This window comes from Pseudomonas azerbaijanoccidentalis (genome assembly GCF_019145495.1).
Taxonomy (GTDB): domain Bacteria; phylum Pseudomonadota; class Gammaproteobacteria; order Pseudomonadales; family Pseudomonadaceae; genus Aquipseudomonas; species Aquipseudomonas azerbaijanoccidentalis.
Window position 1 is genome coordinate 689372 of the sequence record NZ_JAHSTU010000002.1, and the last position, 23064, is coordinate 712435.

Here is a 23064-nt window from a genome sequence, read left to right on the forward strand (position 1 = left end):
CCTTAGAAATAACCCTGACGTTTTTTGTCTTCCATGGAGCCGGCGCCATCGTGGTCGATGACACGGCCCTGGCGCTCGGAAGTTCGCGTCAGGAGCATTTCCTGAATGATGTCCGTTAGGCTTTCGGCCTCGGACTCCACCGCGCCCGTCAACGGGTAGCAGCCAAGGGTACGGAAACGCACTTTCTTTTTGACGATGCGGGCTTTGTCTTCATCGCTCAGGTGTTCGAGGATGCGCTCGTCGTCGATCATGATCAGCGTGCCGTTTTTCTCGATGACTTCACGCTCGGCGGCGAAGTACAGCGGGACGATCGGGATGCCTTCCAGATAGATGTACTGCCAGATGTCCAGTTCGGTCCAGTTCGACAGCGGGAACACACGAATGGATTCGCCTTTGTTGACCTTGCCGTTGTAGACGTTCCACAGTTCAGGACGCTGGTTTTTCGGGTCCCAGCGGTGCTTGCTGTCGCGGAACGAGTACACGCGCTCTTTGGCGCGGGATTTCTCTTCATCGCGACGGGCGCCGCCGAATGCTGCGTCGAAACCATGCTTGTCGAGTGCCTGCTTCAGGCCTTCGGTTTTCATGATGTCGGTGTGCTTGGCGCTGCCGTGGGTGAACGGGTTGATGTTCTGCGCCACGCCGTCCGGGTTAATGTGGGTGATCAGGTCCAGGCCCAGCTCGGCAACCATCTTGTCGCGGAAGCTGTACATCTCCTGGAATTTCCAGCGCGTGTCGACGTGCATCACCGGGAATGGCAGTTTGCCGGGGAAAAATGCCTTGCGTGCCAGGTGCAGCATCACGGCGGAGTCTTTACCGATGGAGTACAGCATCACCGGGTTATCGAACTCGGCGGCCACCTCGCGGATGATGTGGATGCTTTCCGCCTCCAGCTGTTTCAGATGCGTCAGTTTGTCGACCATGGCTACTCACGAAATCTTTCTTATGAACGGCCAGCGGGCCGTGTTCGAGCGGGGAATCCTAGCACAGCGACCTCTTCTAATCAGGACGCCAACTAGATCGAAAGAGCATATGAATATGCCCGCTCGTTTGGGCTGCCCACCCTGCGTAGGAGCTGCCGAAGGCTGCGATCTTTTGACGTTGATTATTCAAGATCAAAAGATCGCAGCCTTCGGCAGCTCCTACGGAAGCGATCACATTGCGGGCGGAGTCAGATCGGGTTCGGGCAATCGATGAAGATGTGCTCAAGGGCAAACCGCTTCGCCAGGTAATCGCCCAGTGCCTGAACGCCATAGCGCTCGGTCGCGTGGTGACCGGCGGCGATGAAGCTGATGTCGTTTTCCCGGGCGCTGTGGAAGGTTTGCTCCGACGCTTCACCGCTGAGGTACAGGTCGACACCCGCCAACACCGCTTGATCGATATAGCCCTGGCCACCGCCGGTGCACCAGCCCACGCGGCGGATCATGTTGCTGCCTTCAATCAGCAGCGGTTCACGCCCCATGACTTCCTGCACACGGCGGGCAAAGTCGCGAGGGGTCACCGGTTCGTTCAGCGAGCCAACCAGGCCGACGATTTTCAGGTTGTCGGGGTCCAGCGGGCCTTCGACAGTAATGTCGAGCTGACGCGCCAACTGCACGTTGTTGCCGACGTCCGGGTGCAGGTCCAGCGGCAAGTGATAAGACAACAGACTGATGTCGTGCTTGAGCAAGGTCTTCAAGCGCCGTTGTTTCATGCCGGTGATGCAAGGGTTTTCGCCCTTCCAGAAGTAACCGTGATGCACCAGCACCAGATCGGCATTGGCCTCGACGGCGGCATCGAGCAAGGCCTGACTGGCCGTGACCCCACTGACGATGCGCATCACCTGCGGCCGGCCCTCGACCTGCAAACCATTGGGGCAATAATCGGCAATTTTCGAACTGCCAAGGTAACGGTCGGCTTCTTCGACCAGGGTGCTCAGGGCGACGGCCATAAAAGACTCCTAAATATCCCGTTCAGAGGCACGCGCGGCCTCGTATAATGCGCGTCATTATGAGCGGTATCATTCCGCCTGCAACTCTCTCAGGACGTGCTTAATGCTCAAGGCGCTGCGTTTTTCCGGCTGGCCGCTGTTGGCCGGCGTGCTTGTCGCACTGTTAATCATCCAGCGTTACCCGCAGTGGGTCGGGCTTCCAAGCCTCGACGTCAACCTGCAACAAGCGCCGCAAACCACCAGCATGAAGGAAGGTCCGGTCTCCTACTCCGACGCGGTCACCACTGCCGCGCCATCGGTGGTGAACCTGTACACCACCAAAGTCATCAACAAACCCAGCCATCCGCTGTTCGAGGATCCGCAGTTCCGCCGTTTCTTCGGCGACAACTCGCCCAAGCAGAAACGCATGGAATCGAGCCTCGGTTCCGGCGTGATCATGAGCCCGGAAGGTTACATCCTGACCAACAACCACGTGACCAGCGGCGCCGACCAGATCGTGGTGGCGCTCAAGGACGGTCGTGAAACCCTGGCCCGCGTGATCGGCAGCGACCCGGAAACCGACCTCGCGGTGCTGAAAATCGATTTGAAGAACCTGCCGTCGATCACCGTGGGCCGTTCCGACAACATCCGCATCGGCGACGTCGCGCTGGCCATCGGCAACCCGTTCGGCGTCGGCCAGACCGTGACCATGGGCATCATCAGTGCCACCGGGCGCAATCAACTGGGCCTGAACAACTACGAAGACTTCATCCAGACCGATGCCGCGATCAACCCCGGCAACTCCGGCGGTGCGCTGGTGGACGCCACCGGCAATCTGACCGGCATCAACACGGCGATTTTCTCCAAGTCCGGCGGCTCCCAGGGCATCGGTTTTGCGATCCCGGTAAAGCTGGCGATGGAAGTGATGAAGTCGATCATCGAGCACGGCCAGGTGATTCGTGGCTGGTTGGGCATCGAAGTGCAGCCGTTGACCCAGGAACTGGCGGAATCCTTCGGGCTGTCGGGGCGTCCAGGCATCGTTGTGGCCGGGATTTTCCGTGACGGCCCGGCACAGAAGGCCGGCCTGCAACTGGGCGACGTGATACTCGCCATCGACGGCGAACCGGCCGGTGACGGGCGGCGCTCGATGAACCAGGTCGCGCGGATCAAACCGACCGACAAGGTCACGATTCAGGTCATGCGCAACGGCAAAGAGATCAAGCTCACGGCGGAAATCGGGCTCCGTCCACCGCCAGCGCCGGTCAAGGAAAAAGAAGAAGACTGACTGTAGGGGCTGCCGCAGGCTGCGATCTTTTAGCGGCATCGGCAGCTTCTCAAAACTAAAATCGTTAACAGCAGACATTCTCATTAGGCATGTTATATTGTTTCAATTCTAGCAATTGGAACAACATAACATGTCGTCTCGAATAAAGGCCTCCGTGGCAAGTCTTGCCCTTGGGTTGTTGGGCGAACCGGCCATTGCCGAAGAATCCCAAGCGCTGCAACTGGACGCCATCAGCGTCACTTCCGATTACGAATCCCCCACCGGCCCGGTCGATGGCTACCGCGCTACCCGCTCCGCCAGCGCGACCAAAACCGACACTGCCATTCGTGACATCCCGCAATCGATCAGCGTGATCCCCGTCAGCGTGCTCAACGATCTGGGGAGCACCAGCGTCGAGCGTGCGCTGGACTTTGCCGGCGGCGTTTCGAAACAGAACAACTTCGGTGGCCTGACGCTTTACGAATACAGCGTGCGTGGCTTCACCACTTCGGAATTCTACAAGGACGGTTTCAGCGCCAACCGTGGTTACCCGAGCACGCCGGACGTGTCGAACATCGAGCGAATCGAAGTCCTCAAAGGCCCCGCCGCCAGCCTTTATGGCCGAGGTGATCCGGGCGGCACGGTGAACATCGTCACCAAGAAGCCGCAGCCAGAAGCCTTCGCGACCTTGCAGACCAGTGCGGGCAGTTGGGATCGCTACCGCACCGCGCTGGACGTCAACACACCGCTGGATGACGACGGCAACGTGCTGTCGCGGGTCAACCTCGCCGTCGAGGACAACCACAGCTTCCGCGATCACGTCGACAGCCAGCGAGTCTTCGTTGCGCCCTCCTTCAGCTGGCAACTGAACCCGGACACCAGCCTGCTGGTGGAAAGCGAGTTCGTTCGCCACAGCTCGACGTTCGATCGCGGCATCGTCGCCCCCAATAACACCTGGAGCGGCGTCTCCCGTTCGACGTTCCTCGGCGAACCTGACGATGGCGACATCGACAACCACAACAATATGCTGCAAGCCGCGCTTGAACATCAGCTCAACGACACCTGGAAAGTGCGCCTGGCCAGCCATTACAAGGAAGGCAAATTGTGGGGATTCGCTTCCGAGTCACGCCCGCTGAATGCCGATGGCCATACCGTCAACCGTCGTTACCGCGAGCGTGACAACGATTGGCACGACAGCATTACCCAACTCGAACTGCGAGGCTTTTTCGACACTGGCACCTGGCAACACGAACTGCTGGTTGGCAGCGAATACGAGAACTACCGCAAGAACGAACGGGTCACGACCATTGCCGGCAGCCCCTACCCCATCGACATATACCAACCGGTCTACGGCCAGCCAAAACCCAACGGCGCGCGCTCCGGTACGGACTTCTTTGAACATGTTGAAAGCCATGCGCTGAATCTGCAGGACCAGATCATCTTCACCGACAAGCTGCGGGGCATGCTCGGTGTCCGCTTCGAACACTTCGAGCAACACATCGATGATCACACCCGCGACGCCACCGCTCGCCAGCGTCACGACGCCCTGACCCAGCGCGCCGGTTTGCTGTATCAACTGACGCCGCAAGTCGGCGTGTTCGCCAATGCCTCGACCTCGTTCAAACCGAACAATGGCCTGGACGCGGCCGGTAAATCCTTCGACCCGGAAGAAGGCGTTGGCTATGAAATCGGGATCAAGAGCGAACTGTTTGATGATCGCTTGAGCAGCACCCTCGCCGCTTTCCATATCGAAAAGGAAAACGTCCTCGCCCTCGACCCGGGTACCGACACCAGCCGCGCCATGGGCAAGGCGCGCAGCCAGGGTTTCGATCTGCAAGTCACCGGGCAAGTCACCGACGCGGTTCGCGTGATCGGCGCCTTCGCCTATATCGACGCCGAAGTGACACAAGGCGACAAGGTCATTCCCACCGGCAGCCGCATTCTCGGCGTGGCCAAACGCAGTGGCAGCCTGCTGGGGGTTTATGAATTTCAGGACGGCCGACTGCGCGGCTCGGACGTGGGCGCCGCGTTCACCTATGTCGGTGATCGCTCAGGCGAATCCGGCAGTGACTTTGAGTTATCCGCGTACCACACCGTCGATTTGCTGGCCCATTACAAGGCCAGCGACAACGTCACCGTGGGCCTGAACCTGAACAACCTTTTCGACGAGAAATACTTCGAGCGCTCCTACAGCAACTACTGGGTCAACCCCGGCGAGCCGCGAAACTTCACAGTCAGCCTGACACTCACTCTGTAAAAGGACGTCCCCATGCACCCTCTCAAACCCCTGGCATTGCTCGGCTTGCTGTTTGCCACCGAGGTCTCGGCCCATGGCCTGTGGACCGAGCAACGACGCGGCAACATCGAAGTGATCTATGGCCACGGTGCCGAAGACAACGCGTTCAAGGCACAAAAAATCAGCGGCGCCTGGGCCTATGACGCCAACGGCAAAATGATCCCGGTCACGGTGCAGCGCCTGGCTGATCACGCGCGCCTGAAACCGTTGAAGTCGCCTGCGGTGCTCGCGGTCGCTCTGGACAACGGCATGTGGTCGCAGACTGCCGACAAGAAGTGGATCAACGAAGGACGCAGCAAGGTGCCGGGTGCCATCGAGGCGACCCAGACCTTCAAATACAGCCTGGCGATTTACCAGCCGGGCGCAAAGTTGCCCAAGCTGGATCAAATAAAGTTGCTGATTCTACCGGAGGTCGATCCGCTGACCGTAGGGCCGGGCGAGTCGCTACCCGTCCAGGTGTTGCTCGATGGCAAACCGGCGGCGGGCGTGAAGCTGGTGGGTGACTATCGGAATGCACCGAATACCCTGAGCACCGAAACCGATGCCAATGGCCGCGCAAAAGTGCTGGTGCGCAATGAAGGGTTGAATGTGATTTCGGCGCAGGTGGAAGTGCCGGTGGAGGACAGCGCTGATGTAAACAGTCGCGGGTTGTTCAGCTCGCTGACATTCCTCGGCGAGCCGCATCACGAGTAAGCCACGCCACAAAACACTGTAGGAGCCGGCTTGCCGGCGCCTACAGTGTCAGCGGTGGTTTAGAGATCGCCGAGGCCGTCGATCAGCGCCTGATTCTGCTCTGGCGTGCCGATGGAAATCCTCAGGAACTGCGCAATTCGCTCCTGCTTGAAGTGCCGAACGATCACGCCTTGTTCACGCAACTTCGCCGCCAGGCCCGCCGCATCGTGCCGGGGGTGACGGGCAAAAATGAAGTTCGCCGCCGATGGCAGCACTTCAAAACCCTTCTCTTGCAGCTGTGCAACGACCTTCTCACGATTGTCGATCACCAGGCGGCAAGTCTTGTCGAAATACTCACGATCCTCGAACGCCGCAGCAGCGCCGGCATTCGCCATGCGATCCAGCGGATAGGAGTTGAAGCTGTTCTTGATCCGCTCCAGCGCCTCGATCAGGTCCGGATGGCCCACCGCAAAGCCAACCCGCAGGCCCGCCAGGGAACGCGACTTGGACAGGGTCTGGGTCACCAGCAGGTTTGGATAACGGTCCACCAGCGCAATTGCGGTTTCACCGCCGAAGTCGATGTAAGCCTCGTCGACCACCACCACCGAATTCGGGTTCGCCTTGAGAATCTGCTCGACCGCTTCCAGTGCCAGCAGGCAACCAGTCGGTGCGTTCGGGTTAGGGAAGATGATCCCGCCGTTCGGCTTGGCGTAGTCCGCCGGGTTGATCTGGAACTGCTCGTCCAGCGGCACCGCGTCGAACTTGATGCCGTACAACCCACAGTAGACCGGGTAGAAGCTGTAGCTGATGTCCGGGAACAGCAGCGGCTGATCGTGTTGCAGCAAACCGTGGAAGATGTGCGCCAGCACTTCATCCGAACCGTTGCCGAGGAACACCTGGTTGCTCTGCACGCCGAAGTACTTGGCGACCGCGTTCTTCAGCAAATCGCTGTTCGGATCGGGGTACAGGCGCAGGTTGTCATTGAGTTCGGCCTGCATCGCAGCCAAGGCTTTTGGCGATGGACCGTACGGGTTTTCGTTGGTGTTGAGCTTCACCAGTTTTGCCAGTTTCGGCTGTTCGCCCGGTACGTAAGGCACCAGATTCTTGACGAACGGGCTCCAGAATTTACTCATGTTCAGTTTCCCTTTTGTTCGTCGACGATACGGTATTCAGCGCTGCGAGCGTGAGCGGTCAGCGACTCGCCACGGGCCAGCACGGAAGCGGTCTTGCCCAGCACGGACGCCCCCTGTTCGGAACAGAAAATGATCGACGAGCGTTTCTGGAAGTCGTACACACCCAACGGCGAAGAGAAACGCGCGGTGCCGGAAGTCGGCAACACGTGGTTCGGGCCGGCGCAGTAGTCGCCCAGCGCTTCGGACGTGTGACGGCCCATGAAAATTGCACCGGCGTGGCGGATCTGCGGCAGCCACGCTTGCGGATCGGCAACCGACAACTCCAGGTGCTCCGGCGCGATGCGGTTGGCCACTTCGATGGCTTGGTCCATGTCGCGCACCTTGATCAACGCGCCACGGCCATTGATCGAGGTTTCGATGATCGCGGCGCGTTCCATGGTCGGCATCAGCTTGGCGATGCTGGCGGCTACCTTGTCGAGGAATTCGGCGTCCGGGCTGACCAGAATCGCCTGGGCATCTTCGTCGTGTTCGGCTTGGGAGAACAGGTCCATGGCGATCCAGTCCGGATCGGTCTGGCCGTCGCACACCACGAGAATTTCCGATGGACCGGCAATCATGTCGATACCCACCTGGCCAAACACGTGGCGCTTGGCGGTGGCGACATAGATGTTGCCCGGGCCGACGACTTTATCGACCTTGGGTACGCTTTCGGTACCGTAGGCCAGCGCCGCAACGGCCTGAGCACCACCGATGGTGAACACGCGGTCGACGCCGGCGATGCAGGCAGCGGCCAACACCAGTTCGTTGATTTCACCGCGCGGGGTCGGCACCACCATGACCACTTCGGTCACGCCGGCCACCTTGGCCGGAATCGCGTTCATCAGCACCGAGGACGGATACGACGCCTTGCCGCCCGGTACGTACAGGCCGGCACGGTCCAGCGGCGTAACTTTCTGGCCCAGCACGGTGCCGTCGGCCTCGGTGTAGCTCCAGGAATCCTGCTTCTGTTTTTCGTGGTAGCTGCGCACTCGGGCAGCGGCGACTTCCAGCGCTTCACGTTGCGCAACGGAAATGCGGGTCAGCGCCAGTTCCAGACGTTCGCGTGGCAGGATCAGGTCGGCCATGGACTTCACGTCCAGTCCGTCGAACTGGCGGGTGAAATCCACCAGCGCCGCGTCGCCACGCTCACGTACAGCCTTGATGATGTCCAGCACCCGCTGATTGACCGAGTCGTCAGACACACTTTCCCAGCTCAGCAGATGATCCAGATGATGCGCGAAATCCGGGTCAGCAGCGTTGAGTCGGCGAATTGCAGTCGGTGCGGTCATAGCGAGAGCCTCATAGGATTGGCAAAAAACTCAGGCGCCCTAACTTAGCAGTCGTTTCCGCTTGGGCACCTGAGAATTCTGGCTATGAGGCGGATAGACGGGCGCGCCTTATGGGCGCGCAGGTGAATCAGCCGCGGTGTCGAGACTCCACTGCCTTGCGCAGGGTGTCGATCAACGCCTGGATACGGGCGTGCTGCATTTTCATCGAAGCTTTGTTGACGATCAGCCGGGAGCTGATGGCAGCAATGAAATCCTGTGGCTCCAGGCCGTTGGCCCGCAGCGTGTTGCCGGTGTCGACCACGTCGATGATTTTGTCGGCCAGACCGATCAGCGGTGCCAGCTCCATCGAGCCGTACAGCTTGATGATGTCGACCTGACGACCTTGTTCGGCGTAGTAACGCTTGGCAACGTTGACGAATTTGGTGGCGATGCGCAGGCGGCCCTTGGGCTCGACCGCGCCGACTTTGCCAGCGGTCATCAGCTTGCACTGGGCAATTTGCAGGTCCAGCGGCTCGTACAAGCCCTGGCCGCCGTATTCCATCAGCACGTCTTTACCGGCGACACCGAGGTCGGCGGCACCATGCTCGACATAGGTCGGCACGTCGGTGGCACGCACGATCAGCAGGCGTACATCTTCCTGGGTCGTGGGAATGATCAGCTTGCGGCTCTTGTCCGGATTCTCGGTCGGCACGATGCCCGCTTCAGCCAGAAGCGGCAGGGTGTCGTCAAGGATGCGGCCCTTGGACAGTGCGATGGTCAACATGGGAAACGTCAGTCCTTATCAAGGTACTCATGCCCGGTCGCAAATGGCGCCGGACACACATCGAGCCGGAAACCGGCTCGACTTCAACAATTCAACGGGCATGTCCTTATGCCCATGCAGCAGACACTAGCCCGGAACGCGACGGATCTTGGCGCCCAGCATCTGCAACTTCTCTTCGATGCACTCGTAACCACGGTCGATGTGGTAGATGCGGTCGATGAGGGTGTCGCCTTCGGCGATCAATGCCGAAATGACCAGGCTGGCCGAAGCACGCAAGTCGGTCGCCATGACTGGCGCGCCCTTGAGTTTTTCGGTGCCGGTGACGATGGCGGTGTTGCCTTCGACCTGGATCTTGGCACCCATGCGGTGCAGTTCGTAAACGTGCATGAAGCGGTTTTCGAAGATCGTCTCGATCACGGCGCCCGTGCCTTCGGCAATGGCGTTGAGGGAGATGAACTGCGCCTGCATGTCAGTCGGGAACGCCGGGTACGGAGCGGTGCGCACGTTGACGGCTTTTGGCCGTTTGCCGTGCATGTTCAGCTCGATCCAGTCGTCGCCGCAGGTGATTTCAGCACCGGCTTCACGAAGCTTTTCCAACACGGCTTCGAGGATGGTCGGATCAGTGTCCTTGACCTTCACACGTCCGCCGGTCACGGCAGCGGCCACCAGATAGGTACCGGTTTCGATACGGTCCGGCATCACCTTGTAAGTGGTGGTGTGCAGACGCTCGACGCCATCGATGGTGATGGTGTCGGTACCCGCGCCGGAAACCTTGGCGCCCATGGCGTTCAGGAAGTTCGCCAGGTCGACCACTTCAGGTTCGCGAGCGGCGTTGGCCAGAACGCTGCGGCCCTTGGCCAGGGCAGCGGCCATCATGATGTTCTCGGTACCGGTTACGCTGACAGTATCGAAGAAGAAGTGCGCACCGCGCAGGCCGCCTTCAGGCGCCTTGGCCTTGATGTAGCCGCCTTCAACGTCGATGACCGCGCCCATGGCTTCCAGGCCACGGATGTGCAGGTCAACCGGACGCGAGCCGATGGCGCAACCGCCAGGCAGGGCAACTTCGGCTTCACCGAAGCGGGCAACCATTGGGCCCAGTACCAGGATCGACGCACGCATGGTCTTGACCAGTTCGTACGGAGCGATCAGGGTCTTGATGGTGCGCGGGTCGATTTCAACGGCCAACTTCTCGTCGATCACCGGCTCGATGCCCATGCGACCGAACAGCTCGATCATGGTGGTGATGTCGTGCAGGTGCGGCAGGTTGGCAACGGTGACCGGGCCATCGCACAGCAGCGTGGCTGCCAGGATCGGCAAGGCAGAGTTCTTTGCCCCGGAGATGCGGATTTCGCCATCAAGACGAGCACCGCCAGTAATAATCAATTTATCCATAAGAATCTCGACGCCCTTGGGCTCAGGTGCGCTCGGCCCAGGCCGCGCTGCTGAAAAATTTCATAGTGACCGCATGGATGCTGCCATCGGTGATCCATGGGTTCAAATGGGCATAGATCTGCTGCTGACGCTTCACCGGGCTCAACGCCGCCAGTTCATCGCTAATCACGTTCAGCTGGAAATTGCAGCCTTCGCCCTCAACTTCTACCAACGTTCCGGGCAGCTTTCCTTCTAGGAAGCTCTTCACTTCTACGGCCTGCATGCTCAACCTCAATCGGCGCCCTGTGCGCGCGGGTCGGACATCATACAAAAAAGCCCCGCGCCTGCGAACCCCGCGGAGCAGGACTCTGACGGGGGGCTTCTTTATAGATGCGAGTTAGGGATGCGCCAACAACTCGGTCAGCTCACTGACCTGAGCGATTTCACGCATGTCTTCCGGCATTGCGCGGATGCTCAGCGCCTTGCCGGCGGCTTGTGCATCGCGCATGAAGCACAGCAGCAACGACAAACCGACGCTGCTGGACTTCTCTACCGCCGAACAATCGACGACCACGGCCGCCGCCTTGCTGGCGTTGATCAGCGCCTGACCCTGCTTGCGCAGGCCAGGGCCGGTGCGGTAGTCCAGCACGCCGCTGAGCCGCAGCTCGCCGGTTTCGTCCATCCGGACTGCCGTCTCACTCATTGAGCTTGCTTCTCAGGAGATTGCTCAGCGGTTTCCTTGGCCTTGGCGACTTCCCCGGCCCAACCATTGATGGTCTTGTCCAGGTCGTTGCCATTGCGCTGCATTGCATCAGCGAACTGATCACGGAACAGCTTGCCGATGTTGATACCGTTGATGATGACGTTGCGTAGTTTCCACTCACCATTGATCTTTTCAAGCGTGTAGGACACAGGATAGATCGCGCCACTGCTGCCCTTGACGGTCATGCCGACGCTGGTGCGGTCGCCCGACTCGTCCTTGGCCGGCTCAACGGTAATGCCCTGGTTGTTGTATTCGAGCAAGGCGTTGCCATAGAACTGGAACAGACCCCTCTTGAAGTTCTCTTCAAAGGTTTTCATCTGCGCCGGGGTGGCTTTGCGCGAGTACTTGACCGTCATGATGCTCTTGGAGATGCCCTCGGCATCAACGACCGGCCCGACGATGCTATTCAGCGCGGCATAAAAGTCAGCCGGGTCTTGTTTGTACTTTTCTTTATTGGCTGCCAGATCGGCCAGCATCCGGTTGGTGGTGTCCTGTACCAGTTCGTGCGCGGAAGTAGGCGCCGCCACGGCGTTAGCCATCAACGGCAAGGCCGCGAGTAATACCAACAGGCCACGTCGCAAGGTAGAGATCATTTACAAATTCCTCATTTGGCGTCTTTGCTAACGGTGTTGAGTAGGAACTTACCGATCAGGTCCTCGAGCACCAGCGACGACTGGGTGTCATGGATGGTCCCGCCATCCTTGAGCAGGGCTTCTTCCCCGCCCACGCTGATACCGATGTACTTCTCGCCCAACAGGCCAGCAGTCAGGATAGATGCAGTGGAGTCAGCCGGCAGGTTATCTACGCGCTTTTCCAGCTGCATGGTCACTCGACCGGTGAAACTGTCGCGGTCCAGATCAATCGCTGTGACCTTGCCGATGGTCACACCGGCCATGGTCACTTTAGCTCTGACCGTCAAACCGGCGATATTGTCGAAATACGCATAAAGTTTATAGGTGTCGGTGCTCGGGCTCGGGGACAGGCCACTGACCCGCAGTGCCAGCAGCAACAAAGCCAGGATGCCAGCCAGCAAGAAAAGGCCGACACCGATTTCCAGGGTGCGGTTTTGCATCAGAAATCTCCAAACATCAAGGCGGTCAGAATAAAGTCCAGGCCGAGCACTGCCAAAGAGGCATACACCACGGTCTTGGTAGTGGCACGACTGATCCCCTCGGAAGTGGGCTCGCAGTCATAGCCTTGGAATACGGCGATCCAGGTCACAACGAAGGCAAAGACGATGCTTTTGATGATGCCGTTGAGCACATCGTCGGCGAAGGTCACGCTGTTTTGCATGTTCGACCAGTAGGAGCCTTCATAGACCCCGAGCCAGTCGACAGCCACCCACGAACCGCCCCAGATACCGACCACGCTGAAAATCATCGCCAGCACTGGCAGGGAAATGAAGCCGGCCCAAAGGCGCGGGGCAATGATGTATTTGAGCGGGTCGACACCAATCATTTCCAGGCTGGAAAGCTGTTCGGTGGACTTCATGTTGCCGATTTCGGCGGTCAGCGCCGAACCGGCACGTCCGGCAAACAGCAATGCCGTCACCACAGGACCCAGTTCACGCAACAGTGTCAGCGCGACCATCTGCCCGACCGCCTGCTCCGAGCCGTAGCTGGACAGGATGTTGAAGCCTTGCAGCGCCAGCACCATACCGATGAATACCCCGGAGACCACAATGATCACCAGGGACATCACGCCCACCGAATGCAGCTGCTTGACCAGCAAACCGAAGCCACCGCCGATACCGCCGCGGCCCAACAATGCGTGAAACAGGAACAGCGTCGAACGCCCGAACACCGCCAGCACATCGATGCCGGCGTGGCCGAACCGGCGCACTCGTTCTAATAGTGAAATCTTGCGCATCAGCGCTTCCCCAGAAGATCTGCGCGGTAATCCGTCGCTGGAAAGTGGTACGCGACCGGGCCATCGGGTTCGCCGGTCATGAATTGACGGATGCGCGGCTCGTCCGAGTTCATCAGCTCGTCCGGCGTGCCCTGCCCCAACACCTGCCCGTCGCCCACCACATAGATGTAGTCGGCAATGCTCGCGGTTTCGGCCAGGTCGTGGGACACCACGATACTGGTGATCCCCAAGGCATCGTTGAGCAGGCGGATCAGGCGCACCAATACGCCCATGGCGATCGGGTCCTGGCCCACGAAGGGCTCGTCATACATGAGAATTTGCGGATCAAGCGCAATCGCCCGCGCCAGCGCGACACGACGCTTCATGCCACCGGACAGTTCGTCGGGCATCAGGTCGATGGCGCCGCGCAAACCCACGGCCTGTAATTTGAGCAGGACGATATCCCGGATCATTTCTTCCGGCAGCTCGGTGTGAACGCGCAGTGGAAAAGCCACGTTCTCGAACACGTCGAGATCGGTAAACAGTGCGCCACTCTGGAACAGCACGCCCATGTGCTTGCGGGCATCGAACAGATCGCTGCGCGACAGCTTCGGCAGGTTCTGCCCGTTGACCCAGACTTCGCCGCTGGAAGGCCGCAACTGGGCGCCCATCAATCGCAACAGCGTAGTCTTGCCACACCCGGAAGGTCCCATGATGCCGGTGACCTTGCCGCGGGGAATACGGATATCGACGTTATTGAAAATGCTGCGCGCACCGCGCTTGAAGGTCAGTCCCTTCAGCTCGACCGCGTAGGCGTTATCGGCACTCATCTAAACTCCTTGCGATGCAGCCTCTCACTCGGACGCCTGACTTCCTGACGAAAGCACATGCCTCCCGGGCGGGCCGAACTGGCGGCGAACTATATCACTGCATTGGCCACGCGCCCAAGGCCAATGCCGGGCCATATTCGGTCACATGCCGGCCATAAAGCGTCATTTGGAGGGATTAAGTAACAAGGAATGACAATGCGCGACGAACTTGCGTGAGGGTTTCGATCATAACCGCTATAATCGCCGCCTTTTCATCAGGCTAAACGATTTCTGACATGAGCCAATCCAGCGACCTGATTCAATCCGCCCAACGCACCATCCGCCTCGAAGTGGAAGCCGTACAAGGCTTGCTGCCACAAATCGACGCGGATTTCGTACGCGCCTGCGAGATGATTCTGGCCAGCAAGGGCCGCGTAGTCGTGGTCGGCATGGGCAAGTCGGGGCACATCGGCAACAAGATCGCCGCCACCCTGGCCAGCACCGGCACCACGGCATTTTTCGTCCACCCCGCTGAAGCCAGCCACGGCGACATGGGCATGATCACCCGCGACGACATCATCCTGGCGCTGTCGAACTCCGGCTCCACCAATGAAATCGTCACCCTGCTACCCCTGATCAAGCGCCTGGGTATCCAGTTGATCAGCGTGACCGGCAACCCTGACTCGCCGCTGGCCAAGGCCGCCGAGGTCAACCTGAACGTTCACGTTGAACACGAAGCCTGCCCATTGAACCTGGCGCCAACGTCGTCGACGACCGCCGCACTGGTCATGGGTGATGCCCTGGCCGTCGCACTGCTGGAAGCCCGCGGTTTTACCGCTGAAGATTTCGCGTTTTCCCACCCGGGCGGCGCCCTGGGCCGACGCTTGCTGCTGAAAGTGGAAAACGTCATGCACGCCGGGCAGGAACTGCCGCAGGTTCAGCGCGGCACCCTGCTCAAGGATGCGCTGATGGAAATGACCCGCAAGGGCCTGGGCATGACGGTGGTGCTCGAAACCGATGGCAAACTCGCCGGGATCTTTACCGACGGTGATTTGCGTCGCACCCTGGACCGCAGCATCGACATCCACAGCGTCACGATCGACCAGGTCATGACCGCCCACGGCAAGACAGCCCGCGCCGAGATGCTCGCGGCCGAGGCCCTGAAAATCATGGAAGATCACAAGATCAACGCATTGGTCGTGGTCGACAGCGAAGACCGCCCGGTCGGCGCCTTGAACATGCACGACCTGTTGCGTGCGGGGGTAATGTAATGAGCAATGACCTGCTGGAACGCGGCAAAGCAATCAAACTGGCGGTGTTCGACGTCGACGGCGTCCTCACCGACGGTCGCCTGTATTTCCTTGAAGACGGCAGCGAATTCAAGACATTCAACACCCTCGACGGTCAGGGCATCAAAATGCTGATGAACGCAGGCGTCCAGACTGCCATTATCAGCGGTCGCAAGACCCCGGTGGTCGAGCGTCGGGCGAAAAACCTCGGCATCCCTCACCTGTTTCAAGGGCGCGAAGACAAATTGGTGGTTCTCGACGGTCTTCTGGAGCAACTAGGCTTAAGCTATGACCAGGTCGCCTACCTCGGTGACGACCTGCCGGACCTGCCGGTGATTCGCCGCGTAGGGCTGGGCATGGCGGTGGCCAATGCCGCCAGTTTTGTACGCGAACACGCCCACGGCATCACCCAGGCCCGTGGTGGCGAAGGTGCCGCCCGCGAATTCTGCGAACTGATCCTGCGCGCCCAGGGCCGCCTCGATGCAGCCAACGCTGCGTACCTGTGAGCCAAACATGCTAAGCAAAAAGATTCGCAACATACTGCTGTTCGGTTGCATCGCAGCGATTTTCGCGGCGGTCGGCTACTGGAACATCAGCCCGGAACGCTTCCTCGACAAGCCGGTTGTGCAGGTCGACAACAGCGCGATCGACTACTACGCGATCAACGCCCACAGCGTGCAGTACCTGCCCGACGGCAAGTTGCAGTATGAAATGACCTCGGACAAGGTCGAGCACCTGAAAGCCACCGAAGTGACGCTGCTGACCAACCCCGACCTGAACATGTTCCGTGGGACCGAGTTTCCGTGGCACGTCCAGAGCGAAAAGGGCGAAGTCAATCCTGACGGCACCCAGGTCGAACTGATCGATTCGGTGCGCATTACCCGTTTCGACGAGAAAAACCGCAGAACCCTGATCACCACTACTCGCATGACAGTGTTCCCCCAGCAGCAATATGCGCAGACCGAGCAACCCGTTAGAATCGACGGCGCTGGCGGTGTATCGACTGGCAAGGGAATGAAAGCGTATTTGAAAGAAAGCAGGATACACCTGCTATCGAACGTAAGAGGACAGTATGAGGCTCGTTAAAACCCTCCCTATTTTGCTCGGTCTGGGCGCAGCACTGGGAAGCGTGAGCGCCTGGGCTCTGCCGACCGATCAGCAGCAGCCTATCCGCATTCAGGCCGACGACGCCCAACTGGACGACAAGAACGGTATTGCCACCTACACGGGCGACGTGATCATCACCCAAGGGTCGATGAAAGTGACCGGCAACAAAGTCACCATGACCCGCGCGCCGAATGGCGATATCGACGTGGTGACTTCGGTAGGCAACCTGGCTTACTTCGAGCAGCTGCAAACCGCAGGCGATACAAAGCCGGTGCAGGGCTACGGCGTCACCATCCAGTACCACGCCACGCAAGACCGCGTCGTGCTGATCGACCGCGCCAAGGTCATCGACAAGGACGGCAACGTGACCCAGGGCGAGAAAATCGTCTATGACACCAACAAGAAGCTCGCCAGCGCCGGCCGCGCGACAGGCACCAACGTGACCGAGTCGCGTCCGCGCATCGACATGGTGATCCAGCCGAAAAAGAAAACCGACGAGCAAAAGGCCCAGTAATGGCAACTCTGAAAGCTCAGCATCTGGCCAAGAGCTACAAGAGCCGCCAGGTCGTGCGCGACGTCAGCCTGTCCATCGACAGCGGTCAGATCGTTGGCCTGCTCGGCCCCAACGGCGCCGGCAAGACCACCTGCTTCTACATGATCGTCGGGCTGGTACAGGCTGATCAGGGTCGCGTATTGATCGACGACCTCGACGTCAGCCACCAGCCAATGCACGGTCGCGCGAAGGCCGGCATCGGCTATCTTCCGCAAGAAGCGTCGATCTTCCGCAAACTTTCGGTAGCCGATAACATCATGGCGATCCTCGAGACCCGCAAGGAACTCGACAAGGCCGGTCGCCGCAAAGAGCTGGAAAGCCTGCTGCAGGAATTCCACATCAGCCACATCCGCGACAACCTCGGCATGAGCCTGTCCGGCGGTGAGCGCCGTCGGGTAGAAATCGCCCGTGCGCTGGCCACCAACCCGAAATTCATCCTCCTCGACGAACCATTCGCCGGTGTGGACCCGATTTCGGTGGGCGACATCAAGCAGATCATCCATCACCTCAAGGCCAAGGGCATTGGCGTGCTGATCACCGACCACAACGTCCGTGAAACGCTGGATATCTGTGAAACCGCTTACATCGTCAACGATGGCCAGCTGATCGCCGAAGGCGACTCCGAGACCATCCTGGCCAACGATCTGGTCAAGGAAGTGTATCTGGGCCATGAGTTCCGCCTGTAAGCGCTGAAGTCGTACGGGTGGCACGGTTCGCGACAAACCGTAAAAATCAACAGGTTTTTATTGTTACAGCGGTCTAGGCAAACACTTCAGTTTCAGGCATATAATTTGCTTATGTTTGGCGCTTCGGCGCCCTGTAGTGGATGGCGCATGTGCGCCGGCGAATAAGGTGTTAAGCCCCTGCCATGAAACCATCGCTAGTCTTGAGAATGGGCCAGCAGCTGACGATGACACCGCAGCTGCAACAGGCCATCCGCCTGCTCCAATTGTCGACCCTGGACCTGCAACAGGAAATCCAGGAGGCCCTGGAGTCCAATCCGATGCTCGAACGCCAGGAAGAAGGCGAGGATTTCGACAATTCCGACCCTCTGGCCGACAACGCCGAACAAAAACCCAACGTAGAGATCCAGGAACCCTCTTACCAGGAAAGCGCCCCGACGGTAGATAACCTCGAGGAAGGCGACTGGAACGAGCGTATCCCCAATGAACTGCCGGTCGATACCGCGTGGGAAGACGTCTACCAGACCAGCGCCAGCAGCCTGCCAAGCAACGATGACGACGAGTGGGATTTCACCACCCGCACATCGGCCGGCGAGAGCCTGCAAAGCCACCTGCTGTGGCAATTGAACCTGGCGCCGATGTCCGACACCGATCGCCTGATCGCCGTGACCCTGATCGACTGCATCAACAATCAGGGTTACCTGGACGAGACGCTCGAGGAAATCCTTGAGGCGTTCGATCCGGAACTGGACATCGAACTGGACGAAATCGAAGCCGTCCTGCACCGCATCCAGCAATTCGAACCCGCCGGCATCGGCGCTCGCAACCTGGGCGAATGCCTGCTGCTCCAGTTGCGCCAGCTGCCTGCCAAGACCCCTTGGCTGGCCGAAGCCAAGCGCCTGGTCACCGACTACATCGACATGCTCGGCAGCCGCGACTACAGCCAGCTGATGCGCCGGATGAAGCTCAAGGAAGACGAACTGCGTCAGGTCATCGAACTGGTCCAGAGCCTCAACCCGCGTCCGGGTTCGCAAATCGAATCCACCGAAGCCGAGTACGTCGTACCTGACGTCATCGTGCGCAAGGACAACGAGCGCTGGCTGGTAGAGCTCAATCAGGAATCGGTGCCACGGTTGCGCGTCAACGCCCAGTACGCCGGTTTTGTGCGGCGTGCCGACACCAGTGCCGACAACACCTTCATGCGCAATCAGTTGCAGGAAGCCCGCTGGTTCATCAAGAGCCTGCAGAGCCGCAATGAAACACTGATGAAAGTAGCCACCCAGATCGTCGAGCATCAGCGCGGCTTTCTGGAGTACGGCGACGAAGCCATGAAACCCCTGGTGTTGCATGACATTGCCGAAGCGGTCGGCATGCACGAGTCGACCATCTCCCGGGTGACCACGCAAAAATTCATGCATACCCCTCGGGGCATATATGAGTTGAAATACTTTTTCTCCAGCCACGTCAGCACCTCCGAAGGCGGCGAATGCTCGTCTACGGCGATCCGCGCGATCATCAAAAAACTGGTTGCCGCTGAAAATCAGAAAAAGCCGTTGAGTGACAGCAAGATCGCTGGTTTACTGGAGGCACAAGGCATTCAGGTGGCTCGCCGCACCGTCGCCAAGTACCGCGAATCCCTAGGGATCGCGCCTTCGAGCGAACGCAAGCGGTTGATGTAGAGCCACGCCACAGCGTTCCAGTGGCAGATCATCTGATCTGCCGCTTTATGCACTGGCAACGAAGGAGAAGCTGTATGCAAGTCAACATCAGTGGACACCAACTGGAAGTGACCGAACCTCTTCGCACCTACATCGGCGAAAAACTCGAACGATTAGAGAGGCATTTCGACAAGATCACCAACGTGCAGGTCACGATGACGGTCGAAAAGCTCAAGCAGAAAATCGAAGCCACGCTGCATATTCCCGGCAATGAAGTGGTCGCCAACGCGGAACATACCGATATGTACGCGGCGATTGACGCCTTGACCGACAAGCTGGATAAACAACTCAAAAAGCATAAGGAAAAGACCCAGAGCCTCCTCCAGGGCGCTACCGGTCGTTAACACTCCCTACCCATGATCCGACTTGAAAGCATCCTGACCCCCGGCCGTTCCCTGGTGAACGTGCCGGGCGGCAGTAAAAAGAAAGCCCTCGAGCAAATTGCCAACCTCATCCATCGCGAAGTGCCGGATCTGGCCATGCAGGATGTCTTCGAGAGCCTGGTCGCCCGTGAAAAACTCGGTTCAACCGGTTTTGGCAACGGTATCGCCATTCCCCACTGCCGCCTCAAGGGCTGTGTTTCGCCCATCAGTGCCTTGATGCACCTTGACGCACCTATCGATTTCGATGCCATCGACGGCGCACCGGTTGACCTGCTGTTCGTTCTACTGGTCCCGGAAGCGGCTACCGATGCGCACCTTGAACTGTTACGCCAGATCGCCAGCATGCTCGACCGCAAGGAAGTGCGTGAAAAACTGCGCAGCGCGCCGAGTAACGAAGCCTTGTATCAGGTTGTCCTGGACGAGCAAAACGGTCATTAACCATGCGCTTGATCATCGTCAGCGGTCGCTCCGGCTCGGGTAAAAGTACTGCCCTCGATGTACTTGAGGACAACGGTTATTACTGCATCGACAACCTGCCTGCCGGGTTGCTTCCAGAGCTGGCCGAACGCGCATTGATCCACACCGAACTGGCACAACCGCTGGTTGCCGTGTCCATCGATGCGCGTAACCTGCCGAGTCACCTGTCGCGGTTTCCGGAGCTGCTTGAAGAGGTTCGCAGCCGGCATATCCAGTGTGATGTCTTGTATCTGGACGCCGACGAAGAAACCCTGCTCAAACGCTTTTCGGAAACCCGCCGCCGTCACCCATTGAGCAGCGCCAATCGCTCGCTGGCTGAGGCGATCAACGATGAGTCCAGCCTGCTCGGACCGATTGCCGACCTTGCCGATCTCAAAGTTAACACCACCAATCTGAACCTGTATCAGCTGCGCGATACGATCAAATTGCGCCTGTTGAACCAGCCGGAACCCGGCACTGCATTCCTGGTGGAGTCTTTCGGTTTCAAGCGTGGGATGCCGGTGGACGCCGATCTGGTGTTCGACGTGCGATGCCTGCCTAACCCTTATTGGAAGCCGGAACTGCGCGAGCAGTCCGGTCTTGATCAACCGGTGGCCGAGTACCTGGCGGCACAACCGGATGTCGAGGAGATGTTCCAGGACATTTCCACGTACCTGCTCAAATGGTTACCTCGCTTTGCCGCCAGTAACCGCGCTTACGTCACAATTGCCATCGGTTGCACCGGCGGGCATCACCGCTCCGTCTACCTGACCGAACGCTTGGGCAAGACCCTGCAGCAATCCCTGAAGAACGTCCAGGTTCGCCACCGCGACCTCAGCTAAAGGATTCACATCGCGATGCCTGCTCTGGAAATCGAAATCATCAACAAGCTGGGCCTGCACGCCCGGGCTTCGGCAAAATTCGTTGGCGTTGCCGGACAGTTCAAGGACTGCACGATCAGGGTAGGTCGCACACCGGAAACCACCGTCGACGGCAAAAGCATCATGGCCATGATGATGCTCGCAGCCGGCAAGGGCACCAAGATCCATCTGAGCACCGAAGGCGAGCAGGAACAGGAAGCGCTGAACGCACTGGTCGCACTGATCAACAACTTCTTCGACGAAGGCGAGTAATCCCGCAGCCCTGTAGCAGCTGGCGCAGCCTGCGGCTACAAAATTCTGCGAATCAGCCTAGGGCGGTATCCATCACCATCATCAAACAGAACCCGATCAGCAACCCAAGGCTGGCGAGTTTCTCGTGACCGTGACGACGTGATTCGGGAATGACTTCGTGGGTGACCACCAGCAACATCGCCCCTGCCGCCAAGGCCAGCCCCAGTGGCAAAAGCAATTCAGCCAGGCTCACCAGCCACGCGCACAGCAGCGCGAACACCGGTTCGACCAATCCTGACGCCGCACCGATCAGGAATGCCTTGAACCGCGACATCCCTGCCCCGGCCAGTACCAACGCAATCACCAACCCTTCAGGCACATCCTGCAAGGCAATGCCCATCGCCAGACTGTCGGCATCCGGCATGCCCCCGCCCGCAGACACACCGACTGCCATGCCTTCGGGAATGTTATGGGCAATGATCGCAAACACGAACAGCCAGATCCGTGGCGGGATGACCGGGTGCTCAGCGGTGCCCACAAGCATTTCCGGCGAAGCCCCGGAAACCTTGCGATCGACCAGGAACAACCCGAACGCCCCGAGCATGATGCCAAAACATATCAGGCCGCTGGCCGCCCACGGGGTCATGCCAAGGTTTTCTGCCGCCGCAATGCCCGGCACGATCAGCGAAAACGCTGTCGCGGCGAGCATCACGCCAGCACCAAAGCCCAGCAAGGAATCACTGAGTGCCTGGGGCATGCGCCGGATTACCAGCACCGGCACCGCCCCAAGCGCTGTGCCGAGGGCGCAAATCGCGCCGCCCTGCAATGCCCGTGACAGTTTCGGTTCCAGGTTCAGCCATTCCAGCCCATGTGCAACCAGCAAGCTCATGCCCGCCAGCAGTAGCAGCGATCCCACCGCGTAACGAAACATTCGTCCACTTCCGATCGCCAGTGTTTCAGTGCCCATAGTCAGCCTTGGATTGTTTTTTTAGAAGACTTAAACCAGTGCGGCTTGGTAGCGCGCAGCGACTTCCGGCCAATTGATCACGTTATAGAACGCACTGATGTATTCCGGGCGGCGGTTCTGATACTGCAGGTAGTAGGCGTGTTCCCAGACGTCCAGCCCCAGAATCGGCGTGTTGCCATTCATCAACGGGCTGTCCTGATTACCGCTGCTTTCCACCACCAGCGTCTTCTGCGGGGTCACGCTCAACCATGCCCAACCACTGCCAAACCGGGTCAGCGCAGCTTTGGTGAACGCCTCTTTGAAACTGTCCAGGCCGCCGAGTTGCTCCTCGATTGCCTTGGCCAGTGGGCCTTCGGGTTTGCCGCCACCCTGGGGCGCCATGACTTCCCAGAATAGTGAATGATTGGCATGACCGCCGCCCTGGTTGATCACCGCAGCCCGCAGTTTCTCAGGCAACTCCTTCACGGCGGCCACCAGTTTCTCCACCGGCCATTCGGCGAACTCGGTGCCTTCGACAGCTGCGTTCAAGTTGTTGATATAGGTCTGGTGATGCTTGGTGTAGTGGATCTCCATGGTCTTCGCGTCAATGTGCGGTTCCAGGGCGTCGTAGGCATACGGCAAGGCAGGCAGGGTAAAAGCCATT

27 protein-coding genes are annotated in these 23064 nt (G+C 59.3%); 13 read left to right on the plus strand and 14 right to left on the minus strand.

Going from position 1 to position 23064, the window contains the following annotated elements; translation table 11 throughout:
• Positions 1 to 2 precede the first annotated feature (2 nt).
• Positions 3 to 920: a sulfate adenylyltransferase subunit CysD gene (gene cysD / locus KVG88_RS09715; RefSeq protein WP_150703648.1), complete on the minus strand. Its 918-nt coding sequence runs from the start codon at positions 918 to 920 to the stop codon at positions 3 to 5.
• A gap of 248 nt (positions 921 to 1168) precedes the next feature.
• Complete coding sequence (locus KVG88_RS09720) at positions 1169 to 1927, minus strand: Nif3-like dinuclear metal center hexameric protein (RefSeq protein ID WP_217871210.1); 759 nt, start codon at positions 1925 to 1927, stop codon at positions 1169 to 1171.
• 103 nt (positions 1928 to 2030) lie between these two features.
• Here KVG88_RS09720 and algW point away from each other — a divergent pair, with 103 nt between their 5' ends.
• The 3 genes from algW (at position 2031) to KVG88_RS09735 (ending at position 6159) form a co-directional block, all read left to right on the plus strand.
• Complete coding sequence (gene algW / locus KVG88_RS09725; protein WP_150703646.1) at positions 2031 to 3191, plus strand: Do family serine endopeptidase AlgW; 1161 nt, start codon at positions 2031 to 2033, stop codon at positions 3189 to 3191.
• Positions 3192 to 3321: 130 nt separating this feature from the next.
• Positions 3322 to 5427: a TonB-dependent siderophore receptor gene (locus KVG88_RS09730; RefSeq protein WP_217871211.1), complete on the plus strand. Its 2106-nt coding sequence runs from the start codon at positions 3322 to 3324 to the stop codon at positions 5425 to 5427.
• A 12-nt stretch (positions 5428 to 5439) separates the two neighbouring features.
• Entirely contained in the window at positions 5440 to 6159 is a 720-nt protein-coding gene (locus tag KVG88_RS09735; RefSeq protein WP_217871212.1) for a DUF4198 domain-containing protein, read from the plus strand.
• A 59-nt stretch (positions 6160 to 6218) separates the two neighbouring features.
• Here the strand turns inward: KVG88_RS09735 and hisC are convergent, their stop codons facing one another.
• The 10 genes from hisC to KVG88_RS09785 all read right to left on the minus strand — a co-directional run bounded on the left by hisC (position 6219) and on the right by KVG88_RS09785 (position 14174).
• A complete protein-coding gene (gene hisC / locus KVG88_RS09740; RefSeq protein ID WP_217871213.1) occupies positions 6219 to 7271 on the minus strand; it encodes a histidinol-phosphate transaminase in 1053 nt (350 codons plus the stop codon).
• A 2-nt stretch (positions 7272 to 7273) separates the two neighbouring features.
• The gene (gene hisD / locus KVG88_RS09745) at positions 7274 to 8599 is read right to left on the minus strand and encodes a histidinol dehydrogenase (RefSeq protein ID WP_217871214.1); all 1326 of its coding nucleotides are present in this window, start codon (positions 8597 to 8599) and stop codon (positions 7274 to 7276) included.
• Positions 8600 to 8726: 127 nt separating this feature from the next.
• Positions 8727 to 9362 carry an ATP phosphoribosyltransferase gene (hisG, locus tag KVG88_RS09750; protein WP_008018703.1) on the minus strand — a complete coding sequence of 212 codons (636 nt, stop codon included), beginning with the start codon at positions 9360 to 9362 and terminating at the stop codon, positions 8727 to 8729.
• Positions 9363 to 9488: 126 nt separating this feature from the next.
• Entirely contained in the window at positions 9489 to 10754 is a 1266-nt protein-coding gene (murA, locus tag KVG88_RS09755; RefSeq protein ID WP_150703641.1) for a UDP-N-acetylglucosamine 1-carboxyvinyltransferase, read from the minus strand.
• Positions 10755 to 10776: 22 nt separating this feature from the next.
• Entirely contained in the window at positions 10777 to 11016 is a 240-nt protein-coding gene (locus tag KVG88_RS09760) for a BolA family protein (protein ID WP_007912386.1), read from the minus strand.
• 114 nt (positions 11017 to 11130) lie between these two features.
• On the minus strand, positions 11131 to 11436 hold the full coding sequence (locus KVG88_RS09765) for an STAS domain-containing protein (protein WP_217871215.1): 306 nt from the start codon (positions 11434 to 11436) through the stop codon (positions 11131 to 11133).
• Complete coding sequence (locus KVG88_RS09770) at positions 11433 to 12089, minus strand: MlaC/ttg2D family ABC transporter substrate-binding protein (RefSeq protein WP_150703639.1); 657 nt, start codon at positions 12087 to 12089, stop codon at positions 11433 to 11435. Before KVG88_RS09770 ends, KVG88_RS09765 begins: the two co-directional genes overlap by 4 nt.
• An 11-nt stretch (positions 12090 to 12100) precedes the next feature.
• On the minus strand, positions 12101 to 12568 hold the full coding sequence (mlaD, locus tag KVG88_RS09775) for an outer membrane lipid asymmetry maintenance protein MlaD (RefSeq protein WP_046026814.1): 468 nt from the start codon (positions 12566 to 12568) through the stop codon (positions 12101 to 12103).
• A complete protein-coding gene (gene mlaE / locus KVG88_RS09780) occupies positions 12568 to 13365 on the minus strand; it encodes a lipid asymmetry maintenance ABC transporter permease subunit MlaE (RefSeq protein WP_150703638.1) in 798 nt (265 codons plus the stop codon). Before mlaE ends, mlaD begins: the two co-directional genes overlap by 1 nt.
• Positions 13365 to 14174, minus strand: a complete 810-nt coding sequence (locus tag KVG88_RS09785) for an ATP-binding cassette domain-containing protein (protein WP_150703637.1) — start codon at positions 14172 to 14174, stop codon at positions 13365 to 13367. The genes mlaE and KVG88_RS09785 overlap by 1 nt, the downstream gene beginning before the upstream one ends.
• Positions 14175 to 14449: 275 nt before the next feature.
• On the opposite strand from KVG88_RS09785, the gene KVG88_RS09790 reads away from it, so the two are divergent.
• The 10 genes from KVG88_RS09790 to KVG88_RS09835 all read left to right on the plus strand — a co-directional run bounded on the left by KVG88_RS09790 (position 14450) and on the right by KVG88_RS09835 (position 21475).
• Entirely contained in the window at positions 14450 to 15424 is a 975-nt protein-coding gene (locus KVG88_RS09790) for a KpsF/GutQ family sugar-phosphate isomerase (protein WP_150703636.1), read from the plus strand.
• Positions 15424 to 15948: a KdsC family phosphatase gene (locus KVG88_RS09795; protein WP_217871216.1), complete on the plus strand. Its 525-nt coding sequence runs from the start codon at positions 15424 to 15426 to the stop codon at positions 15946 to 15948. The genes KVG88_RS09790 and KVG88_RS09795 overlap by 1 nt, the downstream gene beginning before the upstream one ends.
• A gap of 7 nt (positions 15949 to 15955) precedes the next feature.
• The gene (lptC, locus tag KVG88_RS09800) at positions 15956 to 16528 is read left to right on the plus strand and encodes an LPS export ABC transporter periplasmic protein LptC (RefSeq protein WP_150703634.1); all 573 of its coding nucleotides are present in this window, start codon (positions 15956 to 15958) and stop codon (positions 16526 to 16528) included.
• Positions 16515 to 17063 carry a lipopolysaccharide transport periplasmic protein LptA gene (gene lptA / locus KVG88_RS09805; protein ID WP_150703633.1) on the plus strand — a complete coding sequence of 183 codons (549 nt, stop codon included), beginning with the start codon at positions 16515 to 16517 and terminating at the stop codon, positions 17061 to 17063. Before lptC ends, lptA begins: the two co-directional genes overlap by 14 nt.
• Complete coding sequence (gene lptB, locus KVG88_RS09810) at positions 17063 to 17788, plus strand: LPS export ABC transporter ATP-binding protein (RefSeq protein ID WP_150703632.1); 726 nt, start codon at positions 17063 to 17065, stop codon at positions 17786 to 17788. Before lptA ends, lptB begins: the two co-directional genes overlap by 1 nt.
• Positions 17789 to 17970: 182 nt before the next feature.
• Positions 17971 to 19464: an RNA polymerase factor sigma-54 gene (locus KVG88_RS09815; RefSeq protein WP_150703631.1), complete on the plus strand. Its 1494-nt coding sequence runs from the start codon at positions 17971 to 17973 to the stop codon at positions 19462 to 19464.
• Positions 19465 to 19538: 74 nt separating this feature from the next.
• Positions 19539 to 19847: a ribosome hibernation-promoting factor, HPF/YfiA family gene (gene hpf, locus KVG88_RS09820; protein ID WP_007941242.1), complete on the plus strand. Its 309-nt coding sequence runs from the start codon at positions 19539 to 19541 to the stop codon at positions 19845 to 19847.
• A gap of 12 nt (positions 19848 to 19859) precedes the next feature.
• On the plus strand, positions 19860 to 20324 hold the full coding sequence (gene ptsN / locus KVG88_RS09825) for a PTS IIA-like nitrogen regulatory protein PtsN (RefSeq protein ID WP_150703630.1): 465 nt from the start codon (positions 19860 to 19862) through the stop codon (positions 20322 to 20324).
• A gap of 2 nt (positions 20325 to 20326) precedes the next feature.
• Entirely contained in the window at positions 20327 to 21184 is an 858-nt protein-coding gene (rapZ, locus tag KVG88_RS09830; RefSeq protein ID WP_150703629.1) for an RNase adapter RapZ, read from the plus strand.
• 15 nt (positions 21185 to 21199) lie between these two features.
• Entirely contained in the window at positions 21200 to 21475 is a 276-nt protein-coding gene (locus tag KVG88_RS09835; RefSeq protein WP_217871217.1) for an HPr family phosphocarrier protein, read from the plus strand.
• Positions 21476 to 21527: 52 nt separating this feature from the next.
• Here KVG88_RS09835 and KVG88_RS09840 read toward each other — a convergent pair whose 3' ends face one another.
• Together KVG88_RS09840 and KVG88_RS09845 are read right to left on the minus strand one after the other, a co-directional pair.
• Positions 21528 to 22421 carry a ZIP family metal transporter gene (locus KVG88_RS09840; protein WP_217871218.1) on the minus strand — a complete coding sequence of 298 codons (894 nt, stop codon included), beginning with the start codon at positions 22419 to 22421 and terminating at the stop codon, positions 21528 to 21530.
• A 30-nt stretch (positions 22422 to 22451) separates the two neighbouring features.
• A complete protein-coding gene (locus tag KVG88_RS09845) occupies positions 22452 to 23063 on the minus strand; it encodes a superoxide dismutase (RefSeq protein ID WP_217871219.1) in 612 nt (203 codons plus the stop codon).
• Between the last annotated feature and the right edge of the window lies 1 nt (position 23064).